The 14,644-nt window shown below is 57.4% G+C and carries 14 protein-coding genes and 1 riboswitch; of the genes, 7 read left to right on the forward strand and 7 right to left on the reverse strand.

What is annotated here, in order from left to right; translation table 11 throughout:
* Positions 1 to 2: 2 nt before the first annotated feature.
* The 6 genes from thiS to dnaK form a co-directional block, all read right to left on the reverse strand.
* Positions 3 to 197, reverse strand: coding sequence for a sulfur carrier protein ThiS (gene thiS / locus ACR0A2_RS10875; RefSeq protein ID WP_171230109.1), 195 nt, complete (start codon positions 195 to 197; stop codon positions 3 to 5).
* Entirely contained in the window at positions 181 to 1,158 is a 978-nt protein-coding gene (locus ACR0A2_RS10880; RefSeq protein WP_480835003.1) for an FAD-dependent oxidoreductase, read from the reverse strand. The genes thiS and ACR0A2_RS10880 overlap by 17 nt, the downstream gene beginning before the upstream one ends.
* Complete coding sequence (thiD, locus tag ACR0A2_RS10885) at positions 1,155 to 1,958, reverse strand: bifunctional hydroxymethylpyrimidine kinase/phosphomethylpyrimidine kinase (RefSeq protein ID WP_480446526.1); 804 nt, start codon at positions 1,956 to 1,958, stop codon at positions 1,155 to 1,157. The genes ACR0A2_RS10880 and thiD overlap by 4 nt, the downstream gene beginning before the upstream one ends.
* Positions 1,959 to 2,002: 44 nt before the next feature.
* Positions 2,003 to 2,108: riboswitch (TPP riboswitch) on the reverse strand.
* Positions 2,109 to 2,346: 238 nt separating this feature from the next.
* Positions 2,347 to 3,495, reverse strand: coding sequence for a molecular chaperone DnaJ (dnaJ, locus tag ACR0A2_RS10890; protein ID WP_152459574.1), 1,149 nt, complete (start codon positions 3,493 to 3,495; stop codon positions 2,347 to 2,349).
* A gap of 3 nt (positions 3,496 to 3,498) precedes the next feature.
* A complete protein-coding gene (locus tag ACR0A2_RS10895; RefSeq protein ID WP_480835004.1) occupies positions 3,499 to 4,251 on the reverse strand; it encodes an FkbM family methyltransferase in 753 nt (250 codons plus the stop codon).
* Positions 4,252 to 4,404: 153 nt separating this feature from the next.
* Positions 4,405 to 6,312 carry a molecular chaperone DnaK gene (gene dnaK, locus ACR0A2_RS10900; protein ID WP_152459576.1) on the reverse strand — a complete coding sequence of 636 codons (1,908 nt, stop codon included), beginning with the start codon at positions 6,310 to 6,312 and terminating at the stop codon, positions 4,405 to 4,407.
* Positions 6,313 to 6,524: 212 nt separating this feature from the next.
* Here dnaK and ACR0A2_RS10905 point away from each other — a divergent pair, with 212 nt between their 5' ends.
* Positions 6,525 to 7,127 (forward strand): alpha-ketoglutarate-dependent dioxygenase AlkB family protein, encoded by a 603-nt coding sequence (locus ACR0A2_RS10905; RefSeq protein WP_480835005.1) that lies wholly within the window; start codon positions 6,525 to 6,527, stop codon positions 7,125 to 7,127.
* Here the strand turns inward: ACR0A2_RS10905 and ACR0A2_RS10910 are convergent.
* A complete protein-coding gene (locus ACR0A2_RS10910) occupies positions 7,124 to 7,948 on the reverse strand; it encodes an ABC transporter permease (protein WP_152459578.1) in 825 nt (274 codons plus the stop codon). The two genes, ACR0A2_RS10905 and ACR0A2_RS10910, sit on opposite strands and share 4 nt — an antisense overlap.
* 122 nt (positions 7,949 to 8,070) lie before the next feature.
* Between ACR0A2_RS10910 and cysQ the strand changes: the two genes are divergently transcribed.
* The 6 genes from cysQ (at position 8,071) to ACR0A2_RS10940 (ending at position 14,641) form a co-directional block, all read left to right on the forward strand.
* Entirely contained in the window at positions 8,071 to 8,868 is a 798-nt protein-coding gene (cysQ, locus tag ACR0A2_RS10915) for a 3'(2'),5'-bisphosphate nucleotidase CysQ (RefSeq protein WP_480835006.1), read from the forward strand.
* Positions 8,868 to 9,668, forward strand: coding sequence for a 3-deoxy-manno-octulosonate cytidylyltransferase (locus ACR0A2_RS10920; RefSeq protein WP_152459580.1), 801 nt, complete (start codon positions 8,868 to 8,870; stop codon positions 9,666 to 9,668). The genes cysQ and ACR0A2_RS10920 overlap by 1 nt, the downstream gene beginning before the upstream one ends.
* A 70-nt stretch (positions 9,669 to 9,738) precedes the next feature.
* Positions 9,739 to 10,722, forward strand: a complete 984-nt coding sequence (gene galE, locus ACR0A2_RS10925; protein ID WP_171330630.1) for a UDP-glucose 4-epimerase GalE — start codon at positions 9,739 to 9,741, stop codon at positions 10,720 to 10,722.
* Positions 10,723 to 10,729: 7 nt separating this feature from the next.
* Positions 10,730 to 11,773, forward strand: coding sequence for a glycosyltransferase family 2 protein (locus ACR0A2_RS10930; protein ID WP_480835007.1), 1,044 nt, complete (start codon positions 10,730 to 10,732; stop codon positions 11,771 to 11,773).
* 184 nt (positions 11,774 to 11,957) lie between these two features.
* The gene (locus tag ACR0A2_RS10935) at positions 11,958 to 12,944 is read left to right on the forward strand and encodes a glycosyltransferase family 2 protein (RefSeq protein ID WP_480835008.1); all 987 of its coding nucleotides are present in this window, start codon (positions 11,958 to 11,960) and stop codon (positions 12,942 to 12,944) included.
* Complete coding sequence (locus ACR0A2_RS10940; protein ID WP_480835009.1) at positions 12,941 to 14,641, forward strand: DUF5927 domain-containing protein; 1,701 nt, start codon at positions 12,941 to 12,943, stop codon at positions 14,639 to 14,641. Before ACR0A2_RS10935 ends, ACR0A2_RS10940 begins: the two co-directional genes overlap by 4 nt.
* Positions 14,642 to 14,644: the final 3 nt, after the last annotated feature.

Consider the following 14,644-nt stretch of genomic DNA (forward strand, 5'->3'; position numbering starts at 1 on the left):
CTTCAGCCCCCCTGCATCGGTGCGACGACCTCGACCCGGTCGCCTTCAGCCAGCTTGTGAGCGATGCGCAGGCTTGAGGGCACGAAATCTTCGTTCACGGCGGTGGCCACACGGCCCGAGAAACCGCATTCGTCCAACAATTCCGACAGGGTTTCGGCGCGCACCTCGCGCGTCTCGCCGTTAAGCACGATCTTCATCGACCATCTCCGAATGTGTGTTGTTCAGCGCCAGATCCGCAACACCCCGTGCCAGCGCCGGTGCCAGCAGATATCCGTGGCGATAAAGCCCGTTGGCATAGATCGTCCGGCCCAAACGCCGGATGCGCGGTAAGTTGTCGGGAAAGGCGGGGCGCAGATCGACGCCTATCTCCAACACTTCGGCTTCGCCAAAAGCCGGGTTCACGGCATAGGCCGCGCTGAGCAATTCCAGCATCGAACGGGCGGTAATGCGGCTGCTATCCTCGGATTCGATCATGGTCGCACCCAACATATAGACGCCGCCGCCGCGCGGAACGATATAAAGCGGCATCCGCGGGTGCAGCAAACGAACCGGGCGCGTCAGTTCCACGTCAGGGCATCGTATGACCAGCATCTCACCCTTCACGCCGCGCAGATCATGCAGGTATTCGCGGGCGTGAAGGCCACGGCAGTCAATTGCATTCTTCAACTGGGCGGGCGCCAGTTTCCGGTGGAACGCGACGCCCTGGCTTTGCAGTTGACGATACAGATCTTGCAGCGCCTGACGCGGATCGACATGGGCTTCGCGTTCGAAAAACAGGCCCTGGCCAAACCCTGCCAGATCAGGCTCTAATTCCGTTATTTCTGCCCGTTCGACCTTGGTGAACTCTTTTGTTCGACGCGCAAATCGGCGCAGGTCCGGCACATCACGGGCACTTGCGACAACAAGCGTTCCCCGCCGGATCAATTTGGTGCGTTGGGCCCACCATTCAATCGCTGACTGCCCTAGACGCAGCACCGGTTCTTCCGCGTTTTCATATTCGCACCACGGTGCCAGCATTCCTCCGGCCCACCATGAACACCCATGCGGGCCCGGTGGCCCGCCGGGGTCGAATATCTGCACTTTTGCACCGCGCGACACCAGTTCGCTGGCAACGGCAAGACCGGCAACCCCTGCCCCTATGACAGACCAAAGCGTCACGAAGGCCAAACCCGGTGGAAATGATGCACCGGCCCGTGCCCAGCGCCGACATTCAACTCATCCGCGCGCGCGATGGCCCCTTGCAAATAGTCATGCGCCTGCGCAACCGCGTCCCTCAGGGTCAGCCCCTTGGCCAAACCGGCGGTGATGGATGACGACAGGGTGCATCCTGTTCCATGGGTGTTTTTCGTATCCTGACGCGGGGCCTGAAACTCGGCCATGACACCCGACGGATCGATCAGCAAATCGTGGCAGATGTCACCTGACCCGTGTCCACCCTTCATCACGACTGCTCCCGCACCCAAAGCGCACAATGCCCGGCCCTGTTCAGCCATCTGCTCACGCGTTTCTGCCGCTGGCATGTTCAGCAGGCACGCCGCCTCAGGCAGATTCGGCGTAAGAACCGTCGCCGTTGGCAACAACACATCGCGCAGCGTCCGGACCGCTTCTTGCGCCAACAAAGCGTCGCCGGATTTTGCAATCATGACCGGATCAAGAATCACGGGACCCTCGAAAGCCGCCAGCCCGCTGGCGACCGTATGAATGATCTCAGGTGTGCCAAGCATGCCGATTTTGACGGCCCTGACGTCAAGATCGTTCAGAACCGCGTCGATTTGGGCGGAAATCACATCCAGCGGAATTCCATGCACAGCGGTGACAGCTTGCGTGTTCTGCGCGGTAACGGCGGTGATGACACTTGCGCCAAAAACACCCAGCGCCGACATTGCCTTCAGGTCAGCCTGAATGCCCGCGCCGCCGCCACTGTCGGATCCTGCTATGGTCAGGGCAATTGCCGCCATCTCGTTGCTCCATCTTCTATGGGCAACGGAGTAGAGAAAACGTCTGTATTCAAGAGACCGTTCCCTACGCCGGAATTGCCCGGATCAGGTTCGATGGGTTAACGCGGTTGCGTCTCTCAGCCCTGTAAAAGGGCACCCCAACGGTTGAGGCGGACAATCTCAGGGTCGAGGGCCGGAATCAAGACTCAATTTTCCAGATATATTGCCACTTTCAGCTTTCTGCTAAGGCCAAAACTGCATGTGTATGACAGTGGGATGCGAGGCTCTGCCTCGCGCTCCGGGATGTTTTGGGCCAGATGAAGAACGGGTCCCATGCTTCATCTGGCTGCAAATATCCCGGGGGAGTCGCCCGAAGGGCGGCGGGGGCAGAGCCCCCTTTCCCGGTCGTTCAGCCTTTCATACCGTCCCAGAAAGATTTGACGGACGAGAAAAAGCTTTTTGATTCCGGATGATTGTCTTCACCCAGATCATCAAACTCGCGCAGCAGTTCTTTCTGGCGGCTGGTCAGGTTGACCGGGGTTTCCACGGCCAGTTCAATGAACATGTCACCCACACCACCGCCGCGCAACGCAGGCATGCCTTTGCCGCGCAGGCGCATTTGCCGACCCGACTGACTTCCGGCCGGAATCTGAACGCGGCCGCGACCGCCATCAATGGTCGGAACCTCGATCGATCCGCCTAGCGCCGCCTTGGCCATGCTGACCGGCACGCGGCAGTAGAGGTTCACGCTGTCGCGTTCGAACAGTTTGTGCTCGGCCACTTCGACGAAAATATACAGATCGCCCGGAGGTCCGCCGCGCATTCCCGCCTCACCTTCGCCTGCCAGACGAATTCGCGTACCGGTTTCGACACCGGCAGGAATGTTCACCGACAAAGCGCGGTCCTTTTCGACCCTGCCGGCCCCCTGACAAGATTTACAGGGGTTCTTGATGATCTGCCCCAATCCCGAACAGGTCGGGCAAGTCCGTTCCACCGTAAAGAAGCCCTGTTGTGCCCGCACTTTCCCCATGCCCGAACAGGTGGGGCAGGATGTGGGTTCAACGCCACCTTCAGCCCCGGTACCTTCGCAGGACGAACACGCCACGGCCGTTGGCACATTGATGGTTTTTTGTAGGCCCGAGTAGGCTTCTTCCAGCGTCACACGCAGGTTGTAGCGCAGGTCCGAGCCGCGCGCGGCGCGACGCCCGCCGCCGCCCCTTTGACCACCCATGAAATCACCGAACAGGTCGTCGAATACATCCGAAAATGCGCTGGAGAAGTCGCCTTGACCGCCAAAACCGCCGCCGGGGCGGCCACCGCCCCCCATACCGTTTTCAAATGCGGCATGGCCAAAGCGATCATAAGCTGCCTTCTTTTCGGCATCACGCAGAACGTCGTAAGCCTCGTTGGCTTCCTTGAACTGCGCCTCGGCATCCGGGTTGTCCTTGTTGCGGTCAGGGTGCAGCTCTTTGGCTTTCCTGCGAAAACCCTTCTTGATCTCATCCGCCGAAGCGCCCTTGGACACGCCGAGCACTTCGTAATAGTCGCGCTTTGACATTTGTTATTCCTTCGTGCCGCCGGACGCGGTGCTTTCATTGAGCCTGTACACGCCGTTGGTGTTGTTTGCAAAACTGGCCACGTAACCTGCCTTATTCAAGACCTCGTCAAGCCCGTCATCCGAATGCTTGATTTCTATCAGCAGCACTTCGGGCCAAATCTCTCGCGGTGCGTCTTCGAAAAAAGCGCGCAATACGCGGGTTTCCTGACCTTCGATATCCATTTTCATTGCATCAACCTTGGTCAGCCCGGCATCGCGTATAGCGTCCAACAACGGAATCGCCTGAACGCACAGATCGCCCGACTCGGCAACTTTGGCATGACCCCGATCGCCAAGGTTCGCGGATTCGAACCACACCTCACCCGGTTTGTCAGACAAGGCCTTGTCGCAATGGATGACTTCACTGGCTTGATTGGCAGCCAGATTGGTACCAAGGCGAGCCTTGTTGACCGGATCCGGTTCAACAGCCAGGGCTTTCAGGTTGCGCCCCAACTTCTGCGCAACTGATCTGACCCACAGGGTGTACAGCCCGACATTTGCACCGGCGTCGACAAAGACATAATCGCCAGAGCCCTGCGAAATATGGTTGGCCAGCGATTGACGCTCATCCAGATCAAAGAACTGCGAGCCGGTTATGACGCGACGTTCGGCCCAGTTGTCAGATGGGTGCAATCGGCATTTCTGTCCGCCAAACACCTCAACATCGTAAGGCTCTCGCTGAGAGGCCATTACTATCCTGCGAATTCCGGACGACATCCATTGACGCGGCATGCCCTCAGACCACCGGCGCAATATTTCCATCCGATGTGAGAGAGCGTAGGTGCCAAAAGAAGGTTTCGGAGACGCGTGCTGCATGGTGAAGACCGTTCCGGCAGGCCCGAACCAGGCCTGCCGGAACCGAGTAACACGTTAGGCGCGCTTGTCGTCGTCGAGGTCTTCGAACTCGGCGTCAACGATGTCATCGTCGCCTGGTGCAGCGTCTGCGGCAGCAGGTTCCTCTTCGCCTTCTTCGGCTTGCGCCTTATAGATGGCTTCGCCCAACTTCATCGCGGCTTCGGTGACGTTCTGGATGCCCGACTTGATCTTGTCGGCATTTTCGGTTTCCAGCTCGTCCTTCAGCGCGGCGATCGCCAACTCGATGGCTTCGATCGTGGTCGGGTCGACCTTGTCGGAATGCTCTTCCATCGACTTCTCGGTCGAATGGATGAGGCTTTCCGCCTGGTTCTTCGCCTCGATCAGCTCGCGGCGTTCCTTGTCGGCTTCCGCGTTCTCTTCGGCGTCCTTGACCATCTTTTCGATATCCTCGTCGGACAGTCCGCCCGATGCCTGGATGGTGATCTTCTGTTCTTTGCCAGTGCCTTTGTCTTTGGCCGAAACCGAGACGATGCCGTTGGCGTCGATGTCAAAAGTCACCTCGATCTGAGGCATGCCGCGCGGTGCCGGCGGGATGTCTTCAAGGTTGAACTGACCCAGGATCTTGTTGTCCGCAGCCATTTCACGCTCACCCTGGAACACGCGGATGGTAACGGCGTTCTGGTTGTCCTCGGCGGTCGAGAAGACCTGAGACTTCTTGGTCGGGATCGTGGTGTTGCGGTCGATCAGGCGGGTGAACACGCCACCCAGCGTTTCGATACCGAGCGACAGCGGGGTCACGTCCAGCAGAACCACGTCTTTGACGTCGCCCTGAAGAACACCTGCCTGGATGGCGGCGCCCATGGCAACCACTTCGTCCGGGTTCACGCCCTTGTGCGGCTCTTTGCCGAAGAACTTGGTGACCTCTTCGATCACTTTCGGCATCCGGGTCATACCACCGACCAGAACAACCTCGTCCACGTCAGCAGCCGACAGACCCGCGTCTTTCAGAGCGGCCTGGCAGGGCTTCAGCGACTTCTTGATCAGGTCCGACACCAGCGATTCCAGCTTGGCACGGGTCAGTTTCATGACCATGTGCAGCGGCTGACCGTTGGCGCCCATCGAGATGAAGGGTTGGTTGATCTCGGTCTGCGAGGTCGAAGACAGTTCGATCTTGGCTTTTTCAGCGGCTTCTTTCAGACGCTGCAGGGCCATCTTGTCCTGAGACAGATCGACACCGTGTTCCTTTTTGAACTCATCCGCCAGGTAGTTGACGATGCGCATGTCAAAGTCTTCACCACCCAGGAAGGTGTCACCATTGGTCGATTTGACCTCGAACAGGCCATCGTCGATTTCCAGGATGGTCACGTCGAAGGTACCACCACCAAGGTCATAGACCGCGATGGTTTGGGTTTCTTCCTTGTCCAGACCATAGGCCAGCGCAGCAGCTGTCGGTTCGTTGATGATCCGCAGCACTTCCAGACCGGCGATTTTGCCGGCGTCTTTGGTGGCCTGACGCTGGGCGTCGTTGAAATATGCCGGAACGGTGATGACCGCCTGGGTGACATCTTCGCCCAGATAGCTCTCGGCGGTTTCCTTCATCTTGCCTAGAATGAAAGCGGAAATCTGGCTGGGGGAGTATTTTTCGCCGCGGGCTTCAACCCACGCGTCACCATTGCCGCCATTCACGATGGAGTACGGCACCATTTTCTTGTCTTTTTCTACTTCGGCATCATCCACGCGACGACCGATCAGACGTTTGACGCCAAAGATCGTGTTGTCGGGGTTGGTGACCGCCTGACGTTTTGCAGGCTGACCGACCAGTCGCTCATCTTCGGTGAAGGCGACGATCGAAGGCGTGGTCCGCGCCCCTTCGGCGTTTTCGATGACCTTCGGCTGCGAGCCCTCCATAATGGCTACGCAGGAGTTCGTGGTTCCGAGGTCAATCCCGATTACTTTTCCCATTTTTGCAATCCCTTTCTCTTCAAGGCGATGTCCCGAGGGTCGGACCCTTTATGGCATCCCACCCCCGATCTGATGTGCGCGACAGCACTACCATCGCGCGTCCCGGCGTATATAAGGGCGAGGCAAGAGGCCTGCAAGCACCGTAGAGTGCAGGTTTTCGGGAATTTGAGGTCTTTTTTGGCAAGAAATTGGAAAGGTTTGGGGTTTCCGGAATGACGCGGGTGGTCTTGCGAGGGTTCGAAATCAGAAAAGGCTATATTGACCCTGCTGCCCAGGCACGGCTGATCGCGGCCCTTCGACCGATTCTGAAAGCGGCACCCTTGTTTCGACCCGTCACGCCTTCGGGCAAAGAGATGTCGGTAAGAATGACCTCGGCCGGGGATCTGGGATGGGTGACCGACAAGGCAGGCTATCGCTATCAGGATAAGCACCCGAAAGGCGGGGTCTGGCCTGAAATCCCCCCGGTCATTCTTGATATCTGGAATGATCTGGTCAGCACCGAGCGCGCGCCGGACTGCTGTTTGATCAACTACTACGGGGAAGGCGCCAAAATGGGCCTGCATCAGGACAAGGACGAGGCAGATTTTTCCTGGCCCGTTCTGTCGGTTTCCCTGGGCGATGACGCCCTGTTCCGAATTGGGAACACAACCCGTGGCGGCAAGACCGAGTCGATCTGGCTCGGCTCGGGCGACGTGGTGATCATGGGCGGTCCGGCACGATTGGCCTATCACGGGATCGACCGGATCAGATACGGATCATCCCGGCTGTTGCCAAAAGGCGGACGGATCAACTTGACGCTGCGGGTCGCATGTTAGCGGCGCGCGTTCCAGCTTTGTGAAACATGCTGGCGCGTGAAAAACTCAGCCATCAAACCGATCATCAACAAGGCTATCCCGACCCATAGCGCGTATTCCCAACTTGTGTTTCGCGGAAAGTAGTTTCGGAAGATGAAGCCCCGGCACTGGTCGATAATATGAAACAGCGGGTTCCAGGCGAACATCATCAGCAATCCGCCGCCCAGTGTGTTTGCAACGAACATCTTTCCCGAAAACACCATGTTCAGGCGACGGTAGATATTGGTGAGCATTCCCACAGTCGTCGGAAACCATGGTTTCATCGCCATGAACACCAAACCCACCGCGCATCCGGTAAACCAGGCCATTATCAGCATCGCGAAAGCACCGCCGGGATCCTGCACCTCGATCGGGGCGACCGCGACACTGTAGATGAACAGGATCACGAACATGGCCAGCAGTTGCTTGTAAAGAATACCGAGCGCCGCAGACAGGATCGTCACCATCACATTCATCGGCGAATGGAGCATCATCGGATTGTTCGCGGACCCAACCCCTGAAATCGCGCCTATCGACTGGATGTGCAGCATGAAGGGGAACACGCCGGACAGAACATACAGCAGAAATTCGCCCCTGATCTTCGGTATTCCACCCCGGCCCATCAGTGACATGAGCAGGTAGAAAGTGGTTCCCATCACCACAAGCTGCAAAACATTGATCAGGATGGCGACTATTGCATTCGGATGTTGCGAGCGCACCTTTCGTACGGTGGCATGGAATACCAGCTCAGCCGTCGTGAAAGCGCCGCCCAGCAGCGTTTGGTTGCGCTTGAAATAGAACATTCAAAGGGTCTTTTCTGCTTCGTCGCCTCTAAACTGGCATGAATATCTTGCCGTTCCGTAACCGCCGCATCATAAGTCGATCGCGATTTTGGATCAACAAACCACAGGAACGGAGCTTTTTTGTGACCTACGATGCGCTTATTCCCGTCATCCGGCGACTGGCTCTGGAGGCAGGCGACAAGATCATGGAAATCTACGAGGCGGATGATTTCGATGTCAAAGTCAAATCCGACTCCAGCCCTGTGACCGAGGCAGACGAAGCCGCTGACGCATTGATTTCGGCAGGCTTGCGTGCGGCATTCCCGGATATTCTTCTGGTCACCGAAGAACAGGCCGCTTCGCATTCTGAAAAAGGCGATACTTTCCTCATTGTTGATCCGCTGGACGGCACCAAGGAATTCATCAACCGTCGCGGCGACTTTACCGTCAACATTGCGCTTGTCGAAAACGGAGTGCCAACCCGGGGAGTGGTCTATGCCCCGGCGCGGGGTCGTATGTTCTTCACGCTGGCTGATGGCCGCGCGGTCGAGGAAACAGGCGCTTTCGACAAAACCGAGACCGGTCCCTTGACGCCCATATCAGTCTCTGAACCGGATAATTCCGGGCTTTTGGTCGTGGCGTCGAAGTCCCACAGGGATCAGGCCACCGAGGACTACATCAACAAATATCATGTGAAGGACAGCAAAAGCGCGGGTTCGTCGCTCAAGTTCTGTCTGGTTGCCACGGGCGAAGCGGATATCTATCCGCGCGTCGGGCGCACGATGGAATGGGATACGGCGGCAGGCCATGCTGTACTGGCCGGGGCCGGTGGCCGGGTTGTGCGTTTTGACGACCATACTCCGTTGCTTTATGGCAAGGATGGCTATGCAAATCCGTTCTTTATTGCTTACGCTCCGGGTGTTGAGTTGAAGGAAGCCTGATGTCTGTTCTGATTGCCATTCCCGCCCGTTACGCTTCGACCCGCTATCCCGGCAAGCCGCTGGTTCCCCTGACCGGCGCAAAAGGCGCATCCATGACACTGATCGAACGGTCCTGGCGTGCAGCCAGGTCAGTCTCGGGTGTCGACCGTGTTGTTGTTGCGACGGATGATGAGCGCATTCGCGACGTGTCCGAGGGCTTTGGGGCCGAGGTCGTGATGACCTCGGAAACCTGTCAGAACGGCACCGAACGATGCGCTGAGGCGCATGAGGTTCTGGGTGGCGGGTATGACATCATCGTCAACCTACAAGGCGACGCTCCGCTGACCCCGCATTGGTTTGTCGAAGATCTGGTTTCGGGCCTGCGCGCGGCCCCGGATGCCGGTGTTGCGACCCCTGTCCTGCGCTGTGATGGCAGTGCGTTGAACAGTCTGCTGAACGACCGCAAGCATGGCCGTGTCGGTGGCACGACGGCAGTGTTCGGACGCGATCACAGTGCGATGTACTTCTCGAAAGAGGTCGTCCCCTTCACGTCGCAGACATACGCCGGCGATGAAGCGACACCCGTGTTTCACCATGTCGGTGTTTACGCCTATCGGCCCGACGCCCTTGCGGCGTATCCGGGCTGGCCAGCCGGGCCTCTGGAACAGCTGGAAGGCCTGGAGCAGCTCAGGTTCATGGAAAACGGGCGCAAGGTTCTGTGCGTCGAGGTCGAGGCAAGGGGCCGTCAGTTCTGGGAACTGAACAACCCTCAGGACGTACCCAAGATTGAAGAGATGATGGCAGCCATGGGGCTGGAGTGACGTCTTTTCCCCATGACTCTGACGGCGCCTTTGGCGAAACTGTTCCTCAACCAGCCCCGATGGATATGCCATGAAGACAATTCTTGTCACCGGTGGTGCCGGGTATATCGGCTCACATGCCTGCAAGGCGCTTGCGCAGGCAGGTTACCTTCCTGTGACCTACGACAACCTGATCACGGGTTGGCAGGATGCGGTGCAATTTGGCCCTTTTGAACAGGGCGACCTTTTGGATCGGGACCGCCTGGATGAGGTGTTCGCGAAACACAAACCAGATGCAGTGATGCATTTCGCGGCGCTCAGCCAGGTTGGCGATGCTATGCGTCAGCCCGGCGTGTATTGGTCGAACAATGTCACGGGCTCGCTGACTCTGATTGAAGCAGCCGTTGCGGCCGGCTGTCTGGATTTCGTATTTTCGTCCACATGTGCCACATATGGCGAGCACGACAATGTGGTTCTTGATGAATCCACGGCGCAGTATCCCCTGAACGCCTACGGGGCATCAAAACGCGCGATCGAAGATATCCTCAAGGATTTCGAGGCGGCTCATGGGCTGCGCCATGTCATTTTCCGATATTTCAACGTTGCAGGTGCAGACCCCGAAGGCGAGGTGGGCGAGTTTCACCGCCCCGAAACCCATCTGATCCCGCTGATGTTGGACGCGATTGACGGCAAGCGGGACGGTCTGACCGTCTTTGGCACGGATTATGATACGCCCGACGGCACCTGTATCCGCGATTATGTACATGTTTGCGATCTGGTAGATGCGCATATTCTGGGGCTGGGCTGGCTGGAACAGGGCAAAGGCAGCCGTGTCTTCAATCTGGGCACCGGGTCCGGGTTTTCCGTTCTTGAGGTGATCGAGCAATCCAGGTCCGTCACCAACCGTCCCGTGCCGTATACTGTAGGCCCTCGTCGGGCAGGAGATTGCACCAAGCTGGTATCTGGTTCTGTGCGGGCTGAAAATGAACTGGGATGGAAGCCCAAAAGATCCACGTTAGAGACGATGATCGCAGATGCCTGGCGCTGGCACCAGAACGGCCACTACGAAAAATGAGGACCCGGTGACATCCAGCACTGCTTTGACACTTCCCCGGATCGGATGGGCACGGAAGTACAGGTTGCGCTGGAAACGTCGGCGGCTGCTCTGGAGGTCGCTGCGAAGTCGACATCAGTTGACCTGCCAGAAGGATCGGACACCCCAAATCCAGCGGGGTGACATATTGGCCTTTGTCACCTTGCGCAATGAAATCATCCGCCTGCCCTGGTTCTTTCGTCACTATCGCGCTTTGGGTGTCGATCATTTTCTGATCGTCGACAACGGCAGCGACGATGGATCATCCGAGTATCTGCAAGATCAACCGGATATCTCGGTGTGGAGAACCCATTCCAGCTATCGTGGATCGCGGTTTGGCCTGGACTGGCTGACCTGGTTGCAGATGCGCTATGGCCACCGCCACTGGTGCCTGATGGTGGATGCGGATGAACTGCTGGTCTATGCCCACTGCGACACCCGGTCCCTGCATGACCTGACAACCTGGCTGGACCGGCAAGGGAAGATCGGGTTCGGGACGCTAATGCTGGACCTCTATCCCAAGGGCCCCTTGGGTGATGCGGCTTATGACCCGGACACCGACCCAACAAATCTGCTGTGCTGGTTCGATGCAGGACCGTATCGCGCGCAGCGGCAAAGCCCGATGGGCAATCTTTGGGTGCAGGGTGGCGCGCGGGAACGGATGTTCTTTACGCAAACCCGGCAAAGATCGCCCACGCTGAACAAGATCCCGCTGATGCGCTGGTCGCGGCGCTATGCCCACGTGAACTCATGCCATTCCGCACTGCCGCGCCGTCTGAACGAAACCTATGATGGCCCGGGCGGCGATACCCCGTCGGGCGTGTTGCTGCACACGAAGTTCCTGCCGGACGTTATCGAGAAATCCAACACCGAAAAGCAGCGACGCCAACATTTTCATGATCCGGACCAATTCGGGCCATACTACGATGGGATAATCAACCAGCCGGACATGTGGACCCCACAGTCGGTGCGCTACACCGGGTGGAGCCAGCTGGAACGGTTGGGTCTGATGAACGGCGGAGGCTGGGATTGAAAATGAAAACAAGGGCATCAACCGCACGTTTACAGTTTGCGGGTTTTAAAGACGTTGCTTCAGAAGATGCAAAGATGGCATAAACCGGTAATGCCATGTCGTGCCAACGGTCACGGCTGGTTCGGGGAAAGCTCGCGTTATAAAAAGGTTGGGCAGTCACGTGAGCCTGTTTGAATCCTACAAAATGAGATTGCGGCGCAAGCGCCGTATTCTGCGCTGCCTCAGACGACGCCGCGAGCTCAAGCCAGTCAGCAACAACACACAGGCCATACGGCGTGATGATATCCTGCTGATGAGCGTTGTGCGGAACGAGAAAATTCGCCTGCCCTTCTTTCTTGAATATTATCGCAAACTAGGCATCAACCATTTTCTGTTTGTCGACAACAACAGCGATGATGGCAGTTTTGAATTTTTGAAAGAACAGGCTGACGTTTCGGTCTGGCGGACGACGACCAGCTACAAACGGGCAAGCTATGGCCTGGACTGGTCGAACTATCTGTTGCGCAAATACGCGCACGATCACTGGGTGCTGAGCGTCGATCCGGACGAATTCTTCATCTATCCGTTCTGCGACACCCGTCCAATCCGAGCCTTGACGGACTGGCTGGATGGCAGTGCCATGCGCAGTTTTGGCACGATGCTGATCGACATGTACCCTGAAGGTCCGGTGGACGCCGAACCCTATGCCGAAGGTCAGAACCCGTTCGAGATCGCACGCTGGTTCGATCCCGGAAATTACATGATCACCAAGAACCCCGAGTACAAGAACCTTTGGATTCAAGGGGGTCCACGGGCGCGCGTGTTCTTTCAGGACAACCCCTCCAAAGCACCGGCGCTAAACAAGATTCCGCTGGTAAAATGGAACCGGCGCTATGTCTATGTCAGCTCGACCCATTCGCTTTTGCCACGCGGGCTCAACCAGGTTTACGACGAATGGGGCGGCGAAAAGGCCAGCGGGTCACTGCTTCATGCCAAGTTGATCAATACTCTTGGGGAAAAAGCCCGCGAGGAATTGCTGCGCGGCCAGCATTACCGGGGCTCGGGCGAATACAAGGCCTATGCCACTCAGCTTGAGGACAAGCCTGTTTTCTGGTGCGAGTGGTCCGAGGCCTATATCAACTGGCGACAACTTGAGATCCTGGGCCTCATGTCGAAAGGAAACTGGGCATGAGCGGTCTGGGTATTGTCATGTTAGTTCATACCTCGCTGGACCGCGCCGAGCAGGTCGCGCGCCACTGGACAGCAGCGGGATGCCCGGTGGTCATCCATGTGGATCGCAAGGTGCCAGACTCTGTTTATTCCCGGTTTGTTGCGTCCTGTTCGAACAATCCATCGATCGTGTTTTCTGACCGACATCGGTGCGATTGGGGTGGCTGGGGTATCGTTGCCGCCTCGCAAAGCGCGTCCGAGTTGATGCTGGAGCGTTTCCCCGAAGTTCGGCATGTGTTTCTTGCCTCGGGGGCCTGCCTGCCCTTGCGACCGATTCAGGAGTTGATCGATTACCTGTCTGACCGGCCGCGTGTCGATTTCATCGAAAGCGCAACGACATCCGATGTCAGCTGGACTATCGGCGGGCTGGATCATGAACGGTTCACCCTGCGGTTTCCGTTTTCGTGGCGCAAGCATCGCAAACTATTCGACACATATGTAAAGCTTCAGCGTCTGATGGGGTTTCGCAGGAAAATCCCCGACGGACTGGTTCCGCATATGGGAAGCCAGTGGTGGTGCCTGACCCGCCAAACGCTGTCGGCAATCCTTCAAGACCCCAGGCGCAAGCTGTATGACAAGTATTTCCGTCATGTCTGGATTCCGGATGAAAGCTATTTCCAGACGCTGGCACGCTTGTATTCCACGCATATTGAAAGCAGGTCCCTGACCCTATCCAAATTCGATTACCAGGGCCGCCCGCACATCTTCTATGACGATCATCTGCAATTGCTGCGCCGATCGGATTGTTTTGTCGCCCGAAAAATCTGGCCCCGCGCAGAGCGATTGTACCAGGTATTCCTGACGGATCAGGCCGGGGCGATGAAACCGGCAGAACCCAATCCGGGCAAGATCGATCGCGTATTTTCCAAAGCGGTGGAACGGCGAACTCGTGGGCGCGACGGGCTGTATATGCAAAGCCGGTTTCCCCGCCATGGCAGTGAAAACGGTCTGACATCGTCACAATATTCCGTATTCCAAGGCTTTTCGGAACTGTTCGAGGATTTCGAACCTTGGTTGGCCGCAACCACCGGAGCCAGAGTCCACGGGCATCTTTTCGGGCCGGAACGCGCCGAATTTTCGCAAGGAGAAGCCATAACAAATGGTGCCCTCAGCGACAGTGCGGCGCTGCGGGACTACAACCCGACCGCCTTTCTGTCGAACCTGATCTGGAATACGCGCGGTGAACGCCAGTGTTTCCAGTTCAGCCCGCGGGACACTCAGGAAATCAACTGGTTTCTGGCGCGGGACAAGAACGCTCAGATTTCGGTCATCACCGGCGCTTGGGCGATCCCACTGTTCCGATCCAATATGAACTTCTCGGAAATCCGGAGTGAGGCGGCGCGCCTGCAACAAATTGAAACCAAGCAGCTGGAGGTGCTGACATCGGTCTGGACCAAGGCGCGGATGCGCAGTTGGACGTTGGCCGACTTCATTGAATCTCCGATGGATGCCATGCAGGGCATTCTAGAAGAAATCGGCATGCAGCAGACCAGCCATCTGACCGAAGTGCCAACCATGGTCGATCTGTCCGGATTCGGGAAGTTCTTGCAAAACCTCAAGAATCAGGGAATGCACCCATATCTGATGGGTGATTTCCCGGCGGACGATGTGTTCGGTCGCCAGGAAAAGCCATACCGAAAACCGTATCTGGTGCAGTGATTG

The organism is Ruegeria sp. H8 (genome assembly GCF_056532905.1).

What these genes read in the sequence shown, in the direction of transcription:
- thiS (WP_171230109.1), bottom strand. Translation starts at nt 197, where the DNA reads ATGAAGATCGTGCTTAACGGCGAGACGCGCGAGGTGCGCGCCGAAACC.
- thiD (WP_480446526.1), bottom strand. Translation starts at nt 1,958, where the DNA reads ATGGCGGCAATTGCCCTGACCATAGCAGGATCCGACAGTGGCGGCGGC.
- dnaJ (WP_152459574.1), bottom strand. Translation starts at nt 3,495, where the DNA reads ATGTCAAAGCGCGACTATTACGAAGTGCTCGGCGTGTCCAAGGGCGCT.
- ACR0A2_RS10895 (WP_480835004.1), bottom strand. Translation starts at nt 4,251, where the DNA reads ATGTCGTCCGGAATTCGCAGGATAGTAATGGCCTCTCAGCGAGAGCCT.
- dnaK (WP_152459576.1), bottom strand. Translation starts at nt 6,312, where the DNA reads ATGGGAAAAGTAATCGGGATTGACCTCGGAACCACGAACTCCTGCGTA.
- ACR0A2_RS10905 (WP_480835005.1), top strand. Translation starts at nt 6,525, where the DNA reads ATGACGCGGGTGGTCTTGCGAGGGTTCGAAATCAGAAAAGGCTATATT.
- ACR0A2_RS10910 (WP_152459578.1), bottom strand. Translation starts at nt 7,948, where the DNA reads ATGTTCTATTTCAAGCGCAACCAAACGCTGCTGGGCGGCGCTTTCACG.
- ACR0A2_RS10920 (WP_152459580.1), top strand. Translation starts at nt 8,868, where the DNA reads ATGTCTGTTCTGATTGCCATTCCCGCCCGTTACGCTTCGACCCGCTAT.
- galE (WP_171330630.1), top strand. Translation starts at nt 9,739, where the DNA reads ATGAAGACAATTCTTGTCACCGGTGGTGCCGGGTATATCGGCTCACAT.
- ACR0A2_RS10935 (WP_480835008.1), top strand. Translation starts at nt 11,958, where the DNA reads ATGAGATTGCGGCGCAAGCGCCGTATTCTGCGCTGCCTCAGACGACGC.
- ACR0A2_RS10940 (WP_480835009.1), top strand. Translation starts at nt 12,941, where the DNA reads ATGAGCGGTCTGGGTATTGTCATGTTAGTTCATACCTCGCTGGACCGC.